Raw genomic sequence first — 18006 nt, 5'->3', positions numbered from 1 at the left:
GATTTTAGCTCTCAGTGAGAGGTATTCGTCCAGAGGGCGGACGAGGTGGACCGGAGGACTGCCGGGCGGGGCGCGGCTGTGCCAGGATCCCGGGTGACCGTGTACGGACACCTACCCGCCCTCACCGCTGGGGACCATCATGAGAAGACTCGCGCGCCGTGTGCTGTCCGCGGCAACGGCGCTGTCCGCGTTGCTCGTTGTGCCGGTGGCCACTGCGGCGCCCGGCACTGCGGCGACCACCCCCGCGAGGGCCGCCGCCCCGGTGCCGCTCAGCGGCGCGCAGTTGGCGGCCTCCTGGGCGGGGCCGCTCAGCACCCGGGGGCGGTACGTCGTCGACGCGTCGGGCGACCGGTTCAAGCTGAAGTCCGGCAACTGGTCCGGCGCGCAGGGCACGTGGCAGGGCAGCGGCTCGACCACCGATCCGGCGAACAACCAGGCCGGCCAGGTCTCGTACAACCTGCCGCTCGGCCTCGACCGGGCGCCGCTGTCCGAGATCATGGCGGGCTTCCACAGCCTCGGGCTGAACAGCGTCCGACTGCCGTTCGCGGACGCGATGATCCGGGACACCGCCGCCGTCCCGGACGCCGCCGTCGCCGCCAACCCCGGGCTGCGCGGCAGCACCCCGCTCCAGGTGTACGACGCGGTGGTGGCGGCGCTCACCGCCGACGGGTTCGCGGTGATCCTCAACAACCACACCACCGGGTACCGGTTCTGCTGCGGCCTGGACGGCAACGAGCGGTGGAACAGCGGCCAGTCCACCGAGACCTGGGAGCAGGACTGGCTGTTCATGGTGAACCGGTACCGGGCCAACAAGCGCGTGGTCGGCGCCGACCTGCGCAACGAGGTCCGCCGCGACACCTGGGACGACCCCAACTGGGGCCTGGGCGACGGCCACGACGCGTACGCCGCCTTCGAGGAGGCGGGCAACCGGATCCTCCGGGCCGCCCCCGACCTGCTGATCATCATGGAGGGCATCAACTGGCAGGGCGTCCCGCTGGCGGGCCTGCCGCACGGCCGTCCGATGCTCAAGCCGGTGGCCACGCTCTCCCACACCCTGATCGACTCGGGCAAGCTGGTCTACTCGGCGCACTTCTACGGGTACACCGGCTCGGCCAACACCGGCGCGGGCAGCGGGCCGGGCGCCACCGGCGATCCGCGCTACCAGGACCTGACGCCCGGTCAACTCGCTGCGGTGGTAGACGAGGAGGCGCTCTTCGTCACCCGCGCCGGGCAGCACTTCACCGCCCCGGTCTGGATCAGCGAGTTCGGTGCGGGCGGGCGGGGCTCGACCGACGCCAAGGAGCAGGCCTGGTTCGACCGCTTCACTGCGATCCTGGCCGAGCACGACACCGACTTCGCCGTCTGGCCGCTGGTCGGGTGGCACAACGGCGGTGTACCACAGGACAGCTGGGCACTGCTCCACTACGACCGGGCGGGCCGGCGGCTGAGCGTCGAGGACCCGGGCGACTGGCGCACCGCGTACTGGAACCGACTGGTCGCCGCCCCCGGGTACACCGGCCCGGTCCCGGTCCCCGCCCGCTGGAACCTGCTCGACCTCGACCACGCCGACCAGAACGCCTCCCGGCGGATGCTGGCCCTGCCCGACTGGAGCAGCGGCAACCGCAAGGGGAACTGCCCGGACGGCCAGCGCCTGATCGGCCTCGGCCGCGGTGACGGCCGCGGCCTGTGCACCGACGCCGGGCAGTCCGCCACCGGGCCCGACGCCTGGACGACCGTCACGGACGAGCGCTACGTCACCGGCGGCGACTGGGCGCCCGGCTACGACAAACTCCAGTGCCCGGACGGCCGGTTCGCGGTCGGCTACAGCGTCCGCGCCGATGCGATGGCCGCCCTGCTCTGCGCCCCGGCCGCGGCCGCGCCGCCCGCCGCGACCGACCGGGTGCTCTGGTTCGACCACGGCGACAACCGGCCCCCGGTCACCACCGGCGCCGACTCGGCGGCCAGCGACTGGGCGCCCGGGGCCTACAAGGGGCAGTGCGCCTCGAACGAGTACGTCGCGGGAGTCGCCTTCACCTGGCGCTGGCTGCACGCCGGCGTCCCGGACGCGCTGCTCTGCCGTCCGCTGGCCTGACACCGCCGCTGCCGGGGCCCGGCCGGCGGGCCGGGCCCCGGCGGGAACGGTTCAGCTCAGCGCGGCCTGGGACTCCACGACCACGCCGTACAGGTCGCCGATGGTCGCCAGGGCGCTGCGGTGCAGCTGGGCGGCGGTCACCCGGGTACCCGCCGAGGCGAGCGGGCGGGTCGCGCAGGCGTCGGCGACGACGGTCGGCCGGTTGCCGCGCAGGAAGGCGCCCGCGGTGGTGAAGGCCACGCACATGTGGGTCATGAAGCCGGCGACCACCACGTCCTGGTGGCCGGCCTCGTCGAGCAGGGCGCCCAGGCCGGTGCCGACGAAGGCGTCCGGGGCCTGCTTGACGACCACGGCCTCGCCCTCGGCCGGCGCCACGGCGGGGTGGATCTGCCCGATCTCGGCACGGACGTCGTACGGGGTGCCCGCGCCGCCGTCGTTGATCACGTGGATGACCGTGGCGCCCGCCGCGCGCGCCCGGGCGAGCAGGGCCGCGGCCGCGTCGAGCGCCTCCCGCCAGCCCTCCAGCTCCATCACGCCGCGCACGTAGGTGTTCTGGTAGTCGATCAGGATCAGCGTGGACGCGGCGAGCGTGGCGGGCGTCTCGTCGAGGCCGTTCAGGGCGCGCAGGGTCGTCGTGGGCATGGGGGGACCACCTTCGGTTCGGTACACGGGCAAGGGCGGACGGCGGCTGCGACGGCCGCGGCGGCCCGCCTCCGGAACGCTACGACCGGCCACCGGATGTCGGCAATGCCGTCTAACCTGCAGATTCCGACATCGAGAGAGCATCGAGAGAGCAAGGTGGGGGCCGTGGGCGCCGTACAACGACTGATCGTCATCGTCCTGTTCGAGGGCGTCGACCTGCTCGACGTCACCGGACCGCCCGAGGTGTTCTCCCTCGTCCGGCGGGAGAGCGGCGACGCGACCGGCTACCGCGTCGTCCTCGCCGCCGCGACCACGGACCCGGTCACCACCGCCGCCGGCGTGCGGATCCTGCCCGACCTCACCTTCGACGAGGCCGCCGCGAGCGCCATCGACACCCTGCTGGTGCCCGGCGCCGTCGAGGTGGACGGCCCGCGCCGGGTCCGCCCGCGCACCGACCCGGCCGTGGTCGACTGGGTGCGCACCCTCGCCGGGCGCTCACGCCGCATCGCCTCGGTCTGCGTCGGCGCGCACCTGCTCGCCGCCGCCGGGCTCCTCGACGGCAAACGCGCCACCACCCACTGGTCGACCGCCGCGCAACTGGCCGCCGAGTACCCGGAGATCGAGGTGGACGCCGACCCGATCTTCATCCGCGCGGGCGACGTCTGGACCGGCGCGGGCATCAGCGCCTGCCTCGACCTCTCCCTCGCCCTGGTCGCCGAGGACTTCGGCGAGGAGCTCGCGCTGAGGGTCGCCCGCCAGCTCGTGATGTACCTCAAACGCCCCGGCGGCCAGAGCCAGTTCAGTGTCCCGCTGGAACCCGTCTCCACCACCCGCCGAATCGAGGAGCTGCGCCACCACGTCCTGCGCAACCTCACCGGCCGGCTCACCGTCCCCGATCTCGCCGCCCACGCCCACGTCAGCGAAAGGCAGTTGACCCGGATCTTCAAGACCGAACTGGGCACCACGCCCAGCGCCTACATCGAGTCGGCCCGGGTCGAACTCGCCCGCCACCAGCTCGAATCCACCGATGCCACGCTCGACCGCGTCGCCGCCGACTGCGGGTTCGGCACCACCGACACCCTGGTCCGGGCCTTCCGCCGCCGGCTCGACACCACCCCGACCGAGTACCGCCACCGCTTCCGCACCACCACGCCCACGCCCTGGGGTCCGCCCCCGGTCAGGGCGGCAGCCGGACCGTGAACACGGTGCGCCCCGGCCAGCTCGCCGCGTCCACCGTGCCGCCGTGCGCCCGGACCACCGCCCGCACGATCGACAGGCCGAGCCCCGTCGACCCGGTCGAGCGCGAGCGGGCGCGGTCCCCCCGGACGAACCGCTCGAACATCCGGCCCGCCAGCTCCGGCGCGATCCCCGGGCCGTCGTCGGCGACGGCCAGCCGCACCCCCGCCCCGGCCGGCTCCAGGCTCAGCTCGACCTCGGTGCCGGGCGGGGTGTGGGTCCGGGCGTTCGCCAGCAGGTTGACCACCACCTGGCTGAGCCGGTCCGCGTCCCCGCGCACCAGCACCGGTTCCTCGGGCAGCGCCAGGCGCCAGCGGTGCCCGGGCCCGGCCGCCCGGGCGTCGGCCACCGCGTTCAGCGCGATCCGGGTCAGGTCGACCTCGGCGTCGGCCAGCGGCCGGCCGGCGTCCAGCCGGGCGAGCAGCAGCAGGTCCTCGACGATCGCGCCCATCCGCACCGCTTCGGCGTCGATCCGCTCCAGCGAGTGCCGGACCGGCCCGGGCACCGCGCCCGGGTGGCGCAGCGCGAGTTCGGCGTGGCCGCGGACCGCCGCCACGGGGGTGCGCAGCTCGTGGCTGGCGTCGGCCGCGAACGCCCGCAGCCGCTCCTCCACCGCGTGCCGGCGGGCCAGCGCGTCGCCCACGTGCCCGAGCATCCGGTTGAGCGCCGCGCCGACCCGGCCGACCTCCGTCCGCGGATCGTCGTCCGGGACGCGTTCGGCCAGCGTGACGGCGCCGCTGGCGAGCGGCAGCGCGGCGACCCGCTCGGCCGTGCCCACCACCCGCCGCAGCGGACGCAGCGACCAGCCGACCCAGACCGCCCCGGCCGCGCCCGCCCCGGCGACGGCGATCGCGAAGACGGTCAGCTCCAGGGTCGCCAGCCGGTCCACGGTGTCCTCGGCCGGGCGCAGCGGCAGTCCACTGACCAGCACGTCGCCGTCCCGGCCGGCCACCGCGCGCACCCGGTAGTGGCCCTGCGCGCGGCCCAGGTCGACGGTGCGGGCCGGCCCGCCGACCGGCAGGGCGGCCAGGGCCCGCTGCTCGGCCGGCGAGAACACCAGCCGGTCGTCGGCGCTGGGGCCGTTGGCGTCGTCGGCGTCCCCGTCGACCACGCCCGCCGCGGTGACCCGGCCGTCCAGCAGCCGGGCGCCCAGGGTGCCGGGGGTCTGCGCCCGGGTGTCGGTGCCGCCGCCCTGGCCGGCGTGCTCCAGGCTGGCGGCGTAGCGCCCGCCGGCGTCGGCGAGCTGCTGGTCCAGGCGGTCCACCAGGAAGTGGCGCAGCGCCGCCGTGGTGGCGAGGCCGACCGCGGCGCAGGTCACCACCAGCAGCACCAGCAGGCCGGCGATCAGCCGGGCCCGCAGCGTCCGCGGCACCAGCCGGGCGGCCCGGCGGCGCGCCCTGGCGGCGCCCGTCACGGGGCCGCCGGTCACGGGGCCGCCCGTCGTGGGCCGGCCGGTCACGGGGCCGCCTTGATCAGGTAGCCGGCGCCGCGCACCGTGTGGATCATCGGCGTCCGGCCCGCGTCCAGCTTCTTGCGCAGATAGCTGATGTACAGCTCGACGACGTGCGCCTGCCCGCCGAAGTCGTACGACCAGACGGCGTCCAGGATCTGCGCCTTGCTGAGCACCTGCCGCGGGTGGTGCATCAGGTGGGCGAGCAGCGCGTACTCGGTCGGGCTGAGGTCGACCACCTCACCGGCGCGGGTGACCTCGCGGGCCCGCTCGTCGAGGACGAGGTCGCCGAGCACCAGGGCGTGCGCGGGCGGTTGCCCCGCGGCCCCCGGCGGGGTGGCGCGGCGCAGCAGCCCACGCAGCCGGACCACCACCTCGGCCAGGCTGAACGGCTTGGTCACGTAGTCGTCGCCACCCGCCGCGATGCCCGCGATCCGGTCCTCGACGGCGTCCCGGGCGGTGAGGAAGAGCACCCGCACCTCGGGCCGCTCGGCGTGGATGCGGCGCAGCACCTCCATGCCGTCGAGGTCGGGGAGCATCATGTCGAGCACCACGGCGTCCGGGCGCCAGTGCGCCGCCGCCCGGACGGCGGCCAGACCGGTGGTCTCGCCCCGTGCCTGCCAGCCCTCGTAGCGGACCGCGCCGCAGACCACCTCCACCAGGTCCGGTTCGTCGTCGACGACGAGGACCCGCCAGTCCTGCCGGTCGGCGCCCCGCTCGGCGGTGTCGTCCATGGTGCTCCCTGGGTGCAGGCGGTCGGCCGCCTTCATCCTGGCCCACCGCGATGAGAAAGCCGTGAGACCGGCAGTCGCCCGGGAAACCCGATCCACCCACCCTGACCTGCGGCGACATCGCCGGAGGCGACGGGGGCGACGGCCCCGGTTCAGAGCCGGCTCAGAGGTTGCGGTGCGATCGTGGTGCGCCCCGGCGGTGCTCGCCCGCCGGGCCCGAAGGAGGATCCCCGATGGCCACCGCCGCCCCGCCGAGACCCGCCGCCCGCACCCGCCGGGCGGCCCCGCGCCGCCCGGCCGCCGCCCGGCCGGACGCGGTGCTGGGCCTGATCGCCGCCGGGGCGCTCGGCGTCCTCGCGCTGTGGTGGTCCGACACCCCGGCGGTCGCCGGCGCGGCCGGCTGGCTGACCGGGGCGGGCCGGATCACCGGCCTGCTCGCCGGGTACGCGGCGCCGGTGCTGCTCCTGCTGATGGCCCGGCTGCCGCCGGTGGAGCGCGGGGTCGGCGCCGACCGGCTGGCCCGCTGGCACGCGTTCGGCGGGCGCTGGCTGGTCGCCGTGGTGACGGTGCACGTGCTGTCGGTCGTCTGGGGGTACGCGCTGACGGACGGGCGCGGCCTGTTCGGCGAGGGCGTGGAGATCGTCCTCCACTACCCCGAGATGCTCAAGGCCGCGCTGGGCACCCTGCTGATGCTGGGCACCGGCGCCGTCTCCGCCCGGGCCGCCCGGCGCCGCCTCCCGTACGAGGCCTGGTACTACCTGCACCTGGCCACCTACCTCGCGGTGGCGCTCGCCTTCGGCCACCAGCTGGCCACCGGCGCCGACCTCGGCGACGGCCCGGCCCGCGCCGCCTGGTACGCGCTCTACCTCGGCACCGCCGCCCTGCTGGGCTGGTACCGGCTGGCCCGGCCCTGGCGGCTCGACCGCCGGCACCGGCTGCGGGTGGCGGAGGTCCGCCGGGAGGGGCCGGGCGTGGTGTCGCTGTTCCTGACCGGTCGGCGGCTGGACGAACTCCGGGCCGAGCCGGGCCAGTTCTTCCGCCTCCAGTTCCAGACTCCCGGCCTGCGGTGGGCCGCCAACCCGTACTCGCTGTCCGCGCCGCCGCGCCCGGACTTCCTGCGCTTCACCGTCAAGGACCTCGGCGGGCACAGCGCCGCGGTGGCCGCGCTGCGCCCGGGCACCCCGGTGCGCGCCGAGGGCCCGTACGGGGCGTTCACGGGGCGGCTGCAACGGCGGCGCCGGGTGCTGCTGCTCGGGGCTGGGGTGGGGATCACCCCGCTGCGGGCGCTGTTCGAGACGCTGCCGGGCGAGCTGACCCTGGTCCAGCGGGCCGGACGCCCGGAGGACGTGCTGTTCCGGGCGGAGCTGGCGGAGGTGGCCCGGCGGCGGGGCGCCGCAGTGCACGAACTGGTCGGCCCGCGGGCGCGGATCGGCGACCTCGGCCGCGCGCTCGCCCGGCTCGTCCCCGACCTCGCCGAGCACGAGGTCTACCTGTGCGGGCCGGACGCGCTGGCCGAGGAGGCCGTCCGTTCGCTGCGGGCCGCCGGGGTGCGGGCGGGGCGCATCCACCGGGAGTCCTTCGACTTCTGAGCCCGATCGCCGAGCCCGCCGGACCTGCCGAGCCCGTCCCACCACGCCACCTCCACCACACCCCGAGGAGCCCCGCCCATGCGCCGAGCCGTCGTCACCGGTGCCGCCACCGCGGCCGGAGTCGTCCTGCTGCTCTCCCTCAAACCGCACGGGGCCACCGGGCCCGCGCCGGTGATCAGCTCCGGCGGCACGGGCTCGTCCGGTGCCACGGGCTCGTCCGGCACCGGTTCGTCCGGCACCGGTTCGTCCGGCACCGCCGCCGGGGCCTCCGACGCCACCGCCGGGCCGTCGGGCTCCCCCACCGCACCGGCCGCCGGTGGCTCTGGCGGCACCGGCGGCACCCGGAAGGTCACCGGCGACGCCGTGAACACCCGCTACGGCCCCGTCCAGGTCGAGGTCACCCTCGCTGGCAGCCGGATCACCGCCGTCGACGTCGTCAAGTACCCCACCGAGGACCGCCGGGACCGCGAGATCAACAGTTCCGCGCTGCCCCTGCTCAACCAGGAGGCGATCGCCGCGCAGAGCGCCGGGATCGACGTGGTCAGCGGCGCGACCTTCACCAGCGACGGCTACGTCCGCTCCCTACAGAGCGCGCTCGACCGCGCCGGGCGGTGAGGCACGGTGCTCCGCCACGCCGAACCCGTCATGGGCACCGTCTTCTCGATCGCCGTCCGCGATCCCGGCCCGGACACGCCCGCCGCGCTCCGCCGGATCGCCGACCGGCTGCACCGGATCGACGCGGTGTTCTCGCCCTACCGGCCGGACAGCGACATCAGCCGCCTCGACCGGGGCGAACTCGCCCTCGCCGACTGCGATCCGCAGGTCCGCGCCGTCCTGGCCGCCTGCCGCGAGGTCGCCGCGCAGACCGACGGCTTCTTCACCGAGCGGCCCGGCGGCCGGCTCGACCCGAGCGGCTGGGTCAAGGGGTGGGCGGTCGAGGAGGCGGCGGGGCTGCTGCGCGCCGCCGGGGCCCGGCAGTACTGCGTCAGCGGCGGCGGGGACGTGCAGACCGCCGGCGGGCCGTGGCGGATCGGGGTCGCCCACCCGCTGCGGCCGGACGCGCTGGCCGCCGTCCTGGGCGGCGACGACCTCGCGGTGGCCACCTCCGGCACCGCCGAGCGCGGCGCGCACATCCTCGATCCGCACACCGGCCGGCCGGCGCTCGGCCTCGCCTCGCTGACCCTGGTCGGCGCCCCCGGCACCGGGATCGCCCGCACCGACGCCTGGGCCACCGGCGCCTTCGCGATGGGCCCCGACCGCGCGCTCGTCTGGGCCGCCCGGCAGCCCGGCGTCGAGGCCCTCGCCGTCCTGCCCGACGGGACCAAGCGCTGGACGCCCGGCCTGCCCCGGCACCTCCCGCCCACCGGCCCCGCCGACTGGCGGCCGGCCGCCCCGGCGGCCCGAGCAGGGCCGTTTGCGCGCCAACTGGCTTTCGAACGCTGATAGTTCACTCCATCAGGTGAAGAACTCGATCATGACTCATCCGCCCCGACCCGGGTGGCCGATAGTGGGGAGACCGATCGGACGCACACCATCCGGTCCCACCGGAACGCGTGGACCCGCGGACACGCGTGAACCCACGGAAAGAGGTAGCGACACATGCCCACCGAGGCCACCCGGCGGATCGACCTCGTCTTCTCCCTGTTCGACGCCAACCGCAACGGCGTCGTCGAGGTCGACGACTTCAACCTGATGACGGCCCGCGTGGTCGCGGCCGCCGCCGATTCGGACGACGCCGCGAAGGCCGCGATCCGCGCCGCCTTCCGGCGCTACTGGACCACCCTGGTCAGCGAGTTGGACACCGACGGCGACGGCGTGATCAGCCGCGAGGAGTTCGGCGGCTTCGTCCTCTCGCCCGAGCGCTTCGGCCCCACCGCCGGCGAGTTCGCCGACGCCCTGGCCGCGCTCGGCGACCCGGACGGCGACGGCCTGATCGAGCGCCCGCTGTTCGTGGCGCTGATGTCCGCGATCGGCTTCGAGCACGCCAACGTCCACGCCCTCTTCGACGCCTTCGGCCCCACCCCCGAGGACCGCATCACGGTGGCCGTCTGGGCCGCCGGGATCCGCGACTACTACGCCCCGGACAAGGTCGGCATCCCCGGCGACCTGCTGGTGGGCCAACCGGCCGCCTGATCTCCCCGGGGCGCGCCCGCCCCGGATCGGCTGAGCGACGGCGCCGCCGCCCCGCACCTGCCCGGCGGCGCCGTCCCGCGCTTCGCGCACCGGGCCCACGGCCGCCCGCGCCACCACCCACGACCGGTCCGCCGGGCAGGTCCTGTCCGGCCGATCCTGCCGGACAGGACCTGGTCGCGGCTTCCCGAAGTCCGAACACCAGGAGGGATCATGGCCACCGCCGCCCGCCCCCGTGCCGGCGTCGACGAGGGCGTCGGACCGACCGCCCTGATGGTCGCCGCCGCCCGCGCGATCGAGACCCACCGCCCCGACGCCCTCGCCCGGGACGCCCACGCCGAGCACTTCGTACGCGCCGCCCGGTCTTCCGCGCACTGGCCGGTGCACCCCCGGGACGTCCCGGGCGGCGAGGCCGATCCGCTCTGGGGGCGGCTCGGCCGCTACCTCGCCCTGCGGACGAGGGCGCTGGACGACCAGCTGCTGTGGTCCGCCCACCTGGGCGTCCGCCAGGTCGTCCTGCTCGGCGCCGGCCTGGACACCCGGGCCTTCCGGCTCGACTGGCCCGCCGACCTCGCCGTCTTCGAGGTCGACCGGCCCGAGGTCCTCGCCTTCAAGCAGCGCGTCCTCGACCGGGTCGACGCCCGGCCGGCGGCGCGCCGCGTACCGGTGGCCGCCGACCTGCGCGGCGACTGGGCCGACGCCCTCACCGCGGCCGGCTTCCAGCCCGCCGAGCCGACCGCCTGGCTCGCCGAGGGCCTGCTGCCCTACCTGCCCGCCGCCGCCGAACAGCGACTCGCGGCCGCCGTCGACCGACTCGGCGCCGCAGGAAGCACCTTGGCGTACGAGGCCAAGCTCGGACCGGAGTCCGCGGCGGTCCGCGACAACCCCGTCTACACGACCGCTCGCGAGCGGCTCGGGGTCGACCTGCTCGCCCTGTTCGACGCCGGGCCCCGCCCCGACACCACCGCCGATCTCACCGCGCGCGGCTGGTCCACCACCGTCCACACCCCGTTCGACTTCACCCGCCACTACGGCCGCGGCCCCCGGCCCGAACCCCACGACGCCTTCGCCGCCAACCGCTGGGTCTTCGCCACCCGGTGACGCCCCCGCTCCGGGCTGCCCCGGCCGGCTCCGGCCCGCCCGGTGTTCGGTTCTGCGCACAGGCCGCCGCCGCACGGGCCCGACGTGATCCAACGGACACGCCCTAGACTTCGGCCATGCTCAAAGCCGACCGTACCGCCCGGATCCTCACCCACATCACCGAGGCGGGCAGCGCCGATGTGCACGAGCTGGCCGGCCTCCTCCAGGTGTCACCGGCCACCGTCCGCCGGGACCTCCAGGAACTGCACGACCAGGGCCTGCTGCACCGCACCCGTGGCGGGGCGGTCACCGGTGCCGTCAACCTCGAACTGCCGCTGCGCCACAAGCACGGGACGCGGCAGGCGGAGAAGCGGCGGATCGCGCTGGCGGCCGACCGGCTGGTGCCGGACGGCGCCGTGGTGGGCCTGACGGGCGGCACGACGACGAGCGAGCTGGCCCGGGTGCTGGCCGAGCGCGGCGGGATCACCATCGTGACCAACGCGGTCAACATCGCGGCGGACCTCATCGTCCGGCCGGAGGTCCGCCTGGTGGTGGTCGGCGGCCTGGCCCGGACCACGAGTTACGAGCTGGTGGGGCCGGCCGCCGACCGGATGCTCGCCCAGTACCACCTGGACCTCGCGTTCATCGGGGTGGACGGCCTGACCGCGCAGGACGGCTGCACGACGCACGACGAGATGGAGGCCCAGACCGACCGCGCGTTCCTGCACGCCAGCGCGCGGTCGGTGGTCCTGGCGGACAGCACCAAGATCGGCCGGGTGACCTTCGCCAAGATCTGCCCGCTCGCCGAGGTGCACGACCTCGTCACCGACGACGAGGCCACCGCGGCGCAGGAGAAGGCGATCGCCGCCTGCGGGGTGCGGGTCGCGCGCGTCTGACCTGTTCACGCGGGGTGCCCGGCCGGGGAGAACCGGCCGGGCTCTCTGTCGCACCGTCAGTTGTCATGCAACGGTCCGATAACGACATCCGGGCGACACCTCGACCCCGCCGGTCCGCCTCGTGAATACTGCCCGACGCCACGCTCTTTCGAATCTGCTCAGAACCAGCGCTCTTCAAGCAACTAGGATCAAGCGGCGTACGAAGGCGGTAACTGCGGTGAACACACGTGTACGTACCCTCTGGGCGGTCTGTGCCGTCGGCGCGCTCGCCCTCACAGCGTGCGGCGGCAGCAGTGGCGGCGGGTCCTCCCCGAACGGCGCCGTGACGCTCAAACTCGTCGCCGCCGACTACGGCGAGAAGGAGTCCAACAGCTCCAAGGCCTACTGGAACGGCGTCGCCACCGCGTTCACCGCGGCCAATCCCGGCATCAGGGTCGACGTCCAGGTGATGAACTGGAACGACATCGACAAGCAGGTCAAGACGATGATCCAGAGCGGCAACGTCCCCGACGTCCTGCAGACCGGGGGCTACGCCGACAAGGTCGCCGACGACCTCCTCTACAAGGCCGAGGACGTCCTGTCCGCCGACACCCGGGCCGACCTGATCCCGAGCTTCGCCGAGGCCGGCCGGGTCGACGGCGTGCAGTACGGCATCCCGTTCGTCTCCTCCGCCCGCGCCCTCTTCTACAACAAGGCCGTCTTCCAGCAGGCCGGCATCACCCAGCCGCCCGCCACCTGGGACGAGGTGCGCAAGGACGCCGAACTGATCAAGGCCAAGGCGCCCGGGGTCACCCCGTACGCGCTGCCGCTCGGCCCGGAGGAGGCCCAGGGCGAGAGCATGATCTGGGAGCTCGGCAACGGCGGCGGCCCCACCGCCAAGGACGGCACGTACGCCATCGACAGCCAGGCCGACGTCGACACCTTCCGCTGGCTCAAGGCCAACCTCGTCGACCCCGGCCTGACCTACGCCAACCCGGCCACCACCGACCGCAAGACCGCCTTCGCCGACTTCGCCGCGGGCAAGGCCGCCATGGCCAACGGCCACCCCTCGCTGATCCAGATGGCCAAGGACGGCAAGGTCGACTACGGCGTCGCGCCCATCCCCGGCAGGACCGGCCCGCTCGCCTCCACCCTCGGCGTCGCGGACTGGACGATGGCCTTCAAGAAGAACGGCCACCGCGACCAGATCAGGAAGTTCCTCGACTTCGCGTACTCCAAGGACAACACGCTCGCCTTCGACGAGACCTACAACCTGATGCCGGTCACCCAGAGCACCCTGCGCGAGATGACCGCCAGCGGCAAGCACAAGGACCTCGAACCGTTCTTCGCCCTCCTGCCGAACGCCGTCTTCTACCCGCTCGGCAACACCACCTGGGACGCGGTCTCGGCCGAGCTCAAGAAGAGCATCGGCACCGCCGTCGCCGGCGACCCGGCCAAGGTGCTCGGCGACCTGCAGAAGAAGGCCCGGGACGCCGTCGCGAACAAGTAGGGCACGCCCGCCCCGGCCCGCGCCCCGTCCGAAAGGCACCGCCGTGTCCCTCGACTCCCCCACCCCCCAAGCCTCCGGGCCCGGGCGGCCCGCCCGGACGGGCTCCGGCCCCGGCCGGCTCGGACCGCTGCCGTGGATCGCCCCGGCCGTCCTGCTGATCCTGGCCGTCGTCCTGTGGCCCGTCTACGAGATGGTCCGCACCTCGTTCCTGCGCATCAGCACCAGCGGATTCGTCCGCGGCTCCGCCGGGCTGGACAAGTACCGCAAGCTCTTCGGCGAGGCCGACCTCGGCCGGGTGCTGCTCTCGACGGTCGTCTGGACGGTGGCCGTCGTCGGCCTGACGATGGCGCTCTCGCTCGGCCTGGCCCAGCTGTTCAACCAGCGCTTCCCCGGGCGCCGGTTCGCGCGCTGGGCCCTGATCGCCCCCTGGGCGGCGTCCGTCCTGATGACCGCCATCGGCTTCCGGTGGATGCTCGACCGGACGGCCGGCGTGCTCAACACCGCGCTGACCGACCTCGGCCTGGTCGACGGCCCCCGGGACTGGCTCGGCGACCCGTCGACCGCCTGGCCCTGGATGGTCCTCGTCGCCGTCTTCGTCTCGCTGCCGTTCACCACCTACACCCTGCTCGCCGGCCTGCAGACCGTCCCCGGCGAGCTGTACGAGGCGGCCCGGGTGGACGGTGCCTCCCCGTGGCAGGCCTACCGGAGGATCACCCTGCCGCTGCTGCGCCCGGCCTTCCTGGTCGGCCTCGTGATCAACCTGATCAACGTCTTCAACTCCTTCCCCGTCATCTGGGGCATGACCCAGGGCGGCCCGGGCAGCGCCACGGCCACCAGCACGGTGTTCATGTACCAGCTGAAGAACACCGACATCGGCGAGTCCGCGGCCATGTCGGTGGTCAACTTCGCCCTGGTGGTGCTGATGGTGCTGGTCTTCCTCAAGGTCGGCCGCTGGAACGGGGAGGAGCGTTGACGGCCCGCCCGCCCGCGCGCCGGATCCGCCCGCGCGCCCTGGTCATGGCGGCGGCGGCCTGGCTGCTGGCGGCGGTCTTCCTGCTCCCGTACCTGGAGATGGCCGTCACCGCGCTGCGCCCCGCCGACGAGCTGCGCGACGCGGGCTACCTGCCGCGCCACCCCGCCTGGTCCAACTTCGTCGACGTCTGGCGCGAGTCGACGCTCGGCGCCAACCTCAAGGTCACCCTGCTGGTCGCCGGCGGCTCCACCGTGCTGGCGCTGCTGGTCGCGCTGCCCGCCGCGTACTGCACCGCGCGGTTCAGGTACCGGGGCCGCAGGCTCTTCCTGCTGCTCGTCCTGGTCACCCAGATGTTCCAGCCGACCTCGCTGCTGGTGGGCCTCTACCGCGAGTTCTACCAGCTGGACATGCTCAACTCGGTCTGGACGCTGATCCTCTGCAACGCCGCCTTCAACCTGGCCTTCGCCGTCTGGATCCTCACCGCCTACATCGGCTCGATCCCGGTCGAGTTGGAGGAGGCCGCGCTGCTCGACGGCCTCGGCCGGCTCGGGGCGCTGCGCCGGGTGGTGCTGCCGCTGGCCATGCCCGGCGTGGTCACCGCGGTGATCTTCACCTTCATCTCCGCCTGGAACGAGTTCGTGATGGGCCTGACCCTGTCGACGGCCCCGGAGAGCCAGCCGCTGACCGTCGGCATCAACGGCTTCATCGGCAACTACACCGTGGAGTGGAACTACCTGTTCGCCGGATCGGTGGTCGCGATCGTGCCGGTCGTGGTGCTGTTCGCCGTCATCGAGCGCCACGTGGTCTCCGGGCTGACCGCCGGATCGGTCAAGTAGCCCCGGCCGTCCGGGGTGTCGGGAACGGTGACCCCGCCATTGACATGGACCGGCCACAACTGTGAATGTTGCTTGTATTCCCCCATGTTCAAGCAGCTTCGCGCAGTAAGTGAACATCTCTTGCTCATCCGACGGGAGAACACACCGTGCGCTTGGTACGACCTCGCCTCCGCCGGGCCGCCCTCACCGTGGCCCTCACCAGCATCGCCGCCGTGGCCGGGCCCGCCCTGCCGGCCCGCGCCGCCACCCCCGGCTCCGCCGTCCTCGACGGCAGCCACCAGAGCACCACCTGGCAGAGCCCCACGTACGCCAAGGGCACCCTCGGCGGCGCCGCCTCCTGCCCGTCCGCCGCCCAGGACCCGGACGGCACGGTCTGCGGCCGCTTCGACCTGACCGTCGACGCGCCCGCCGGCTACTGGGACGACAACCCCGAGGGCGGCGTCCCGCTCTCGATCCAGTGGCAGAACCCCACCGACGACTTCGACCTCTACGTCTACGACGCCAACGGCAAGGAGGTCGCCGAGAGCGCGGGCACCGCCAACCCCGAGGCGACCGTCATCCCGAAGGCCTCGGGCACGTACCACGTCCTGGTCGTCCCCTACGACGTGCACGGCGGCTCCTTCACCGGCCGCGCCTACCTGCCGCAGACCGCCGACGCGGGAGACCTCACCTCCTTCTCCGGCGGCCAGGGCAGCTACGACATCGCCGCCGGCACCCTCAAGGCCAAGGTCGACTTCCTCGCCGACGACCAGTTGCGGCTGCGCGCCGCCCCGGACGGCGTGCTCACCGACCCGGCCGGCAGCACGATCATCCGCAAGCAGCCCGAACTCCAGCGCGGCACCTCGTCGTTCGACGCCGGCGACTACTACGGCATCCGCTCCAAGGACCAGGTGCTGCGGGTCTACAAGCACCCCCTGAGGTTCGGCCTGTACAAGGCCGACAACCGCACCGCCGTCTGGCAGGAGGACGCCCCGCTACGCTGGTCCACCAGCGGGCTGCGGCAGAGCCTGGTCCGCGGCGCCGACGAGCAGTTCTTCGGCGGCGGCGAGCAGAACGGCTCCTTCTCCCACCGGGACAAGACCGTCCACGTCGCCAACAGCACCAACTGGAACGAGGGCGGCTACAACAACTCGCAGCCGTTCTACATCTCCACCGCCGGCTACGGCGTCTTCCGCAACACCTTCGCCCCGGGCAGCTACGACTTCGGCTCGCCCGTGCGCACCGGACAGCAGGAACGGCGCCTGGACGCCTACTACTTCACCGGTGACGTCAAGTCGGTGATCGGCAAGTACACCACCCTGGTCGGCAAGCCCTTCATGCCGCCCGTCTACGGCCTGGAGCCCGGCGACTCCGACTGCTACCTGCACAACGCCAACCGCGGCGAACGCCACACCACCGACGCGCTCAAGGTCGCCGACGGCTACGTGCGGAACCAGATGCCGCTCGGCTGGATGCTCGTCAACGACGGCTACGGCTGCGGCTACGAGAACCTCGCCCAGACCGGCGAGGGCCTGCGCAAGGACCACGCCCAGCTCGGGCTCTGGACCCAGAACGGCCTGCCCGACCAGGCCGCCGAGGTCAAGGCCGGCGCCCTGGTGCGCAAGCTCGACGTCGCCTGGGTCGGCAACGGCTACGACTTCGCGCTGAACGCCTGCGACCAGGCCAAGGCCGGCATCGAGGACGGCAGCGACGCCCGCGGCTTCGTCTGGCTGCCCGTCTCCTGGGCCGGCGCCCAGCGCTGCGGCGTCCTGTGGAGCGGCGACCAGAGCCTGTCCTGGGACTACATCCGCTGGCAGATCCCCACCTACGCCGGCGCCACCATGTCCGGCATCGCCTACAACACCGGCGACGTCGGCTCCATCTACCGCCGCGACCCGAAGATGTACACCCGCGACCTCCAGTGGAAGTCCTTCCTCCCGGCCATCATGACCATGGACGGCTGGGCCAGGGACATGGCCGGCAAGGAGCAGCGCGACCAGCAGCCCTGGCTGGACGGCGAGCCCTACACCTCGATCAACCGCAAGTACCTCCAGCTGAAGGAGCGGCTGCTGCCGTACATGTACACGCTGTCGGCGGAGGCCACCAGGACGGGCGTCGGCGCGGTGCGTCCGCTCGCCCTGGAGTACCCGGACGACCCGGCGACCCTCGGCCCGAACGCCAGGTACGAGTTCCTGGCCGGGCCGGACTTCCTCGTCGCACCGGTCTACTCGGACACCTCGGTGCGCGACGGCATCTACCTGCCCAAGGGCACCTGGACCGACTACTGGACCGGGCGCACCTACCAGGGCCCCACCACGGTCAACGGCTACTCCGCGCCGCTGGACACCCTGCCGCTGTTCGTCAAGGGCGGCTCGATCGTGCCGATGTGGCCCGAGGGCACGCTGTCCTGGGAGAACCGGGACCGCACCCGGCTCGACTACGACCTCTACCCGCAGGGCGACTCCTCCTACACCCTGTACGAGGACGACGGCGTCACCCGCGGCTTCGCCGCCGGCGCCTCGGCCACCCAGCGGGTGGACGTCCGCGCCCACGGGCCGGTCACCGTGGTCAAGGTCGGTGCCAGCGTGGGGAGTTACACCGGCAAGCCGGCCGAGCGGGGGTACCGCTTCACCGTGCACGGCAAGCCCGCCCCGCGCCTGGTCGTCACGCAGGGCGGACCGCTGCCCCGGCTGGACTCCGCGGCGGCGCTCGACTCGGCCGCCTCGGGCTGGTACTACGACGCCGCGACCGGGGTCACCCAGGTCAGGACGCCCGCCGTCGCCACCGACCACGGCTTCTCCGTCGAACTGATCCACGGCGGCCGCTGACCGGCCGGACGCCGCAGGGCCCCCTCGCGAACCGCCGCGAGGGGGCGCTGCGGCG

The 18006-nt window shown here is 74.0% G+C and carries 15 protein-coding genes; 12 read left to right on the top strand and 3 right to left on the bottom strand.

The window, feature by feature from the left end; all coding sequences use genetic code 11:
• Positions 1 to 139 precede the first annotated feature (139 nt).
• A complete protein-coding gene (locus tag ACIP37_RS11610; protein ID WP_363630593.1) occupies positions 140 to 2092 on the top strand; it encodes a cellulase family glycosylhydrolase in 1953 nt (650 codons plus the stop codon).
• A 51-nt stretch (positions 2093 to 2143) separates the two neighbouring features.
• Here ACIP37_RS11610 and ACIP37_RS11605 read toward each other — a convergent pair whose 3' ends face one another.
• The gene (locus ACIP37_RS11605) at positions 2144 to 2734 is read right to left on the bottom strand and encodes an isochorismatase family protein (protein ID WP_063350466.1); all 591 of its coding nucleotides are present in this window, start codon (positions 2732 to 2734) and stop codon (positions 2144 to 2146) included.
• Positions 2735 to 2899: 165 nt separating this feature from the next.
• Here ACIP37_RS11605 and ACIP37_RS11600 point away from each other — a divergent pair, with 165 nt between their 5' ends.
• Positions 2900 to 3934 carry a DJ-1/PfpI family protein gene (locus ACIP37_RS11600; protein ID WP_363586598.1) on the top strand — a complete coding sequence of 345 codons (1035 nt, stop codon included), beginning with the start codon at positions 2900 to 2902 and terminating at the stop codon, positions 3932 to 3934.
• Here ACIP37_RS11600 and ACIP37_RS11595 read toward each other — a convergent pair.
• Entirely contained in the window at positions 3912 to 5384 is a 1473-nt protein-coding gene (locus ACIP37_RS11595) for a HAMP domain-containing sensor histidine kinase (protein WP_363586617.1), read from the bottom strand. The genes ACIP37_RS11600 and ACIP37_RS11595 overlap by 23 nt on opposite strands.
• Before the next feature lie 41 nt (positions 5385 to 5425).
• Positions 5426 to 6154, bottom strand: a complete 729-nt coding sequence (locus tag ACIP37_RS11590) for a response regulator transcription factor (protein ID WP_363586599.1) — start codon at positions 6152 to 6154, stop codon at positions 5426 to 5428.
• A gap of 230 nt (positions 6155 to 6384) precedes the next feature.
• Here ACIP37_RS11590 and ACIP37_RS11585 point away from each other — a divergent pair, with 230 nt between their 5' ends.
• The 10 genes from ACIP37_RS11585 (at position 6385) to ACIP37_RS11540 (ending at position 17951) form a co-directional block, all read left to right on the top strand.
• Positions 6385 to 7740 carry a ferredoxin reductase family protein gene (locus ACIP37_RS11585; protein ID WP_363586600.1) on the top strand — a complete coding sequence of 452 codons (1356 nt, stop codon included), beginning with the start codon at positions 6385 to 6387 and terminating at the stop codon, positions 7738 to 7740.
• Between the two features lie 78 nt (positions 7741 to 7818).
• Positions 7819 to 8355, top strand: a complete 537-nt coding sequence (locus ACIP37_RS11580) for an FMN-binding protein (protein ID WP_400806119.1) — start codon at positions 7819 to 7821, stop codon at positions 8353 to 8355.
• 30 nt (positions 8356 to 8385) lie between these two features.
• A complete protein-coding gene (locus ACIP37_RS11575) occupies positions 8386 to 9183 on the top strand; it encodes an FAD:protein FMN transferase (protein ID WP_400806166.1) in 798 nt (265 codons plus the stop codon).
• Positions 9184 to 9339: 156 nt separating this feature from the next.
• Positions 9340 to 9873, top strand: a complete 534-nt coding sequence (locus ACIP37_RS11570) for an EF-hand domain-containing protein (protein WP_363617591.1) — start codon at positions 9340 to 9342, stop codon at positions 9871 to 9873.
• A gap of 210 nt (positions 9874 to 10083) precedes the next feature.
• Positions 10084 to 10971 (top strand): SAM-dependent methyltransferase, encoded by an 888-nt coding sequence (locus ACIP37_RS11565; protein ID WP_363617593.1) that lies wholly within the window; start codon positions 10084 to 10086, stop codon positions 10969 to 10971.
• 116 nt (positions 10972 to 11087) lie between these two features.
• Positions 11088 to 11846 (top strand): DeoR/GlpR family DNA-binding transcription regulator, encoded by a 759-nt coding sequence (locus ACIP37_RS11560; protein WP_363586604.1) that lies wholly within the window; start codon positions 11088 to 11090, stop codon positions 11844 to 11846.
• Positions 11847 to 12063: 217 nt separating this feature from the next.
• Positions 12064 to 13335, top strand: a complete 1272-nt coding sequence (locus tag ACIP37_RS11555; protein ID WP_363586605.1) for an extracellular solute-binding protein — start codon at positions 12064 to 12066, stop codon at positions 13333 to 13335.
• A gap of 43 nt (positions 13336 to 13378) precedes the next feature.
• Positions 13379 to 14308, top strand: coding sequence for a sugar ABC transporter permease (locus ACIP37_RS11550; protein ID WP_363374460.1), 930 nt, complete (start codon positions 13379 to 13381; stop codon positions 14306 to 14308).
• A gap of 44 nt (positions 14309 to 14352) precedes the next feature.
• The gene (locus tag ACIP37_RS11545; RefSeq protein WP_363586619.1) at positions 14353 to 15144 is read left to right on the top strand and encodes a carbohydrate ABC transporter permease; all 792 of its coding nucleotides are present in this window, start codon (positions 14353 to 14355) and stop codon (positions 15142 to 15144) included.
• 146 nt (positions 15145 to 15290) lie between these two features.
• On the top strand, positions 15291 to 17951 hold the full coding sequence (locus ACIP37_RS11540; protein ID WP_400806124.1) for a TIM-barrel domain-containing protein: 2661 nt from the start codon (positions 15291 to 15293) through the stop codon (positions 17949 to 17951).
• Positions 17952 to 18006 lie beyond the last annotated feature (55 nt).

The sequence above is a fragment of the Kitasatospora sp. NPDC088861 genome, assembly GCF_044750105.1.
GTDB lineage: Bacteria > Actinomycetota > Actinomycetes > Streptomycetales > Streptomycetaceae > Kitasatospora.
The sequence above is the reverse complement of the archived record's forward strand: the minus strand, read 5'-3'. Positions and strand labels throughout refer to the sequence as shown.

Coding starts and splice junctions, on each gene's coding strand:
- ACIP37_RS11610 (WP_363630593.1), top strand. CDS start 140: ATGAGAAGACTCGCGCGCCGTGTGCTGTCCGCGGCAACGGCGCTGTCC.
- ACIP37_RS11605 (WP_063350466.1), bottom strand. CDS start 2,734: ATGCCCACGACGACCCTGCGCGCCCTGAACGGCCTCGACGAGACGCCC.
- ACIP37_RS11590 (WP_363586599.1), bottom strand. CDS start 6,154: ATGGACGACACCGCCGAGCGGGGCGCCGACCGGCAGGACTGGCGGGTC.
- ACIP37_RS11585 (WP_363586600.1), top strand. CDS start 6,385: ATGGCCACCGCCGCCCCGCCGAGACCCGCCGCCCGCACCCGCCGGGCG.
- ACIP37_RS11580 (WP_400806119.1), top strand. CDS start 7,819: ATGCGCCGAGCCGTCGTCACCGGTGCCGCCACCGCGGCCGGAGTCGTC.
- ACIP37_RS11575 (WP_400806166.1), top strand. CDS start 8,386: ATGGGCACCGTCTTCTCGATCGCCGTCCGCGATCCCGGCCCGGACACG.
- ACIP37_RS11570 (WP_363617591.1), top strand. CDS start 9,340: ATGCCCACCGAGGCCACCCGGCGGATCGACCTCGTCTTCTCCCTGTTC.
- ACIP37_RS11565 (WP_363617593.1), top strand. CDS start 10,084: ATGGCCACCGCCGCCCGCCCCCGTGCCGGCGTCGACGAGGGCGTCGGA.
- ACIP37_RS11560 (WP_363586604.1), top strand. CDS start 11,088: ATGCTCAAAGCCGACCGTACCGCCCGGATCCTCACCCACATCACCGAG.
- ACIP37_RS11545 (WP_363586619.1), top strand. CDS start 14,353: ATGGCGGCGGCGGCCTGGCTGCTGGCGGCGGTCTTCCTGCTCCCGTAC.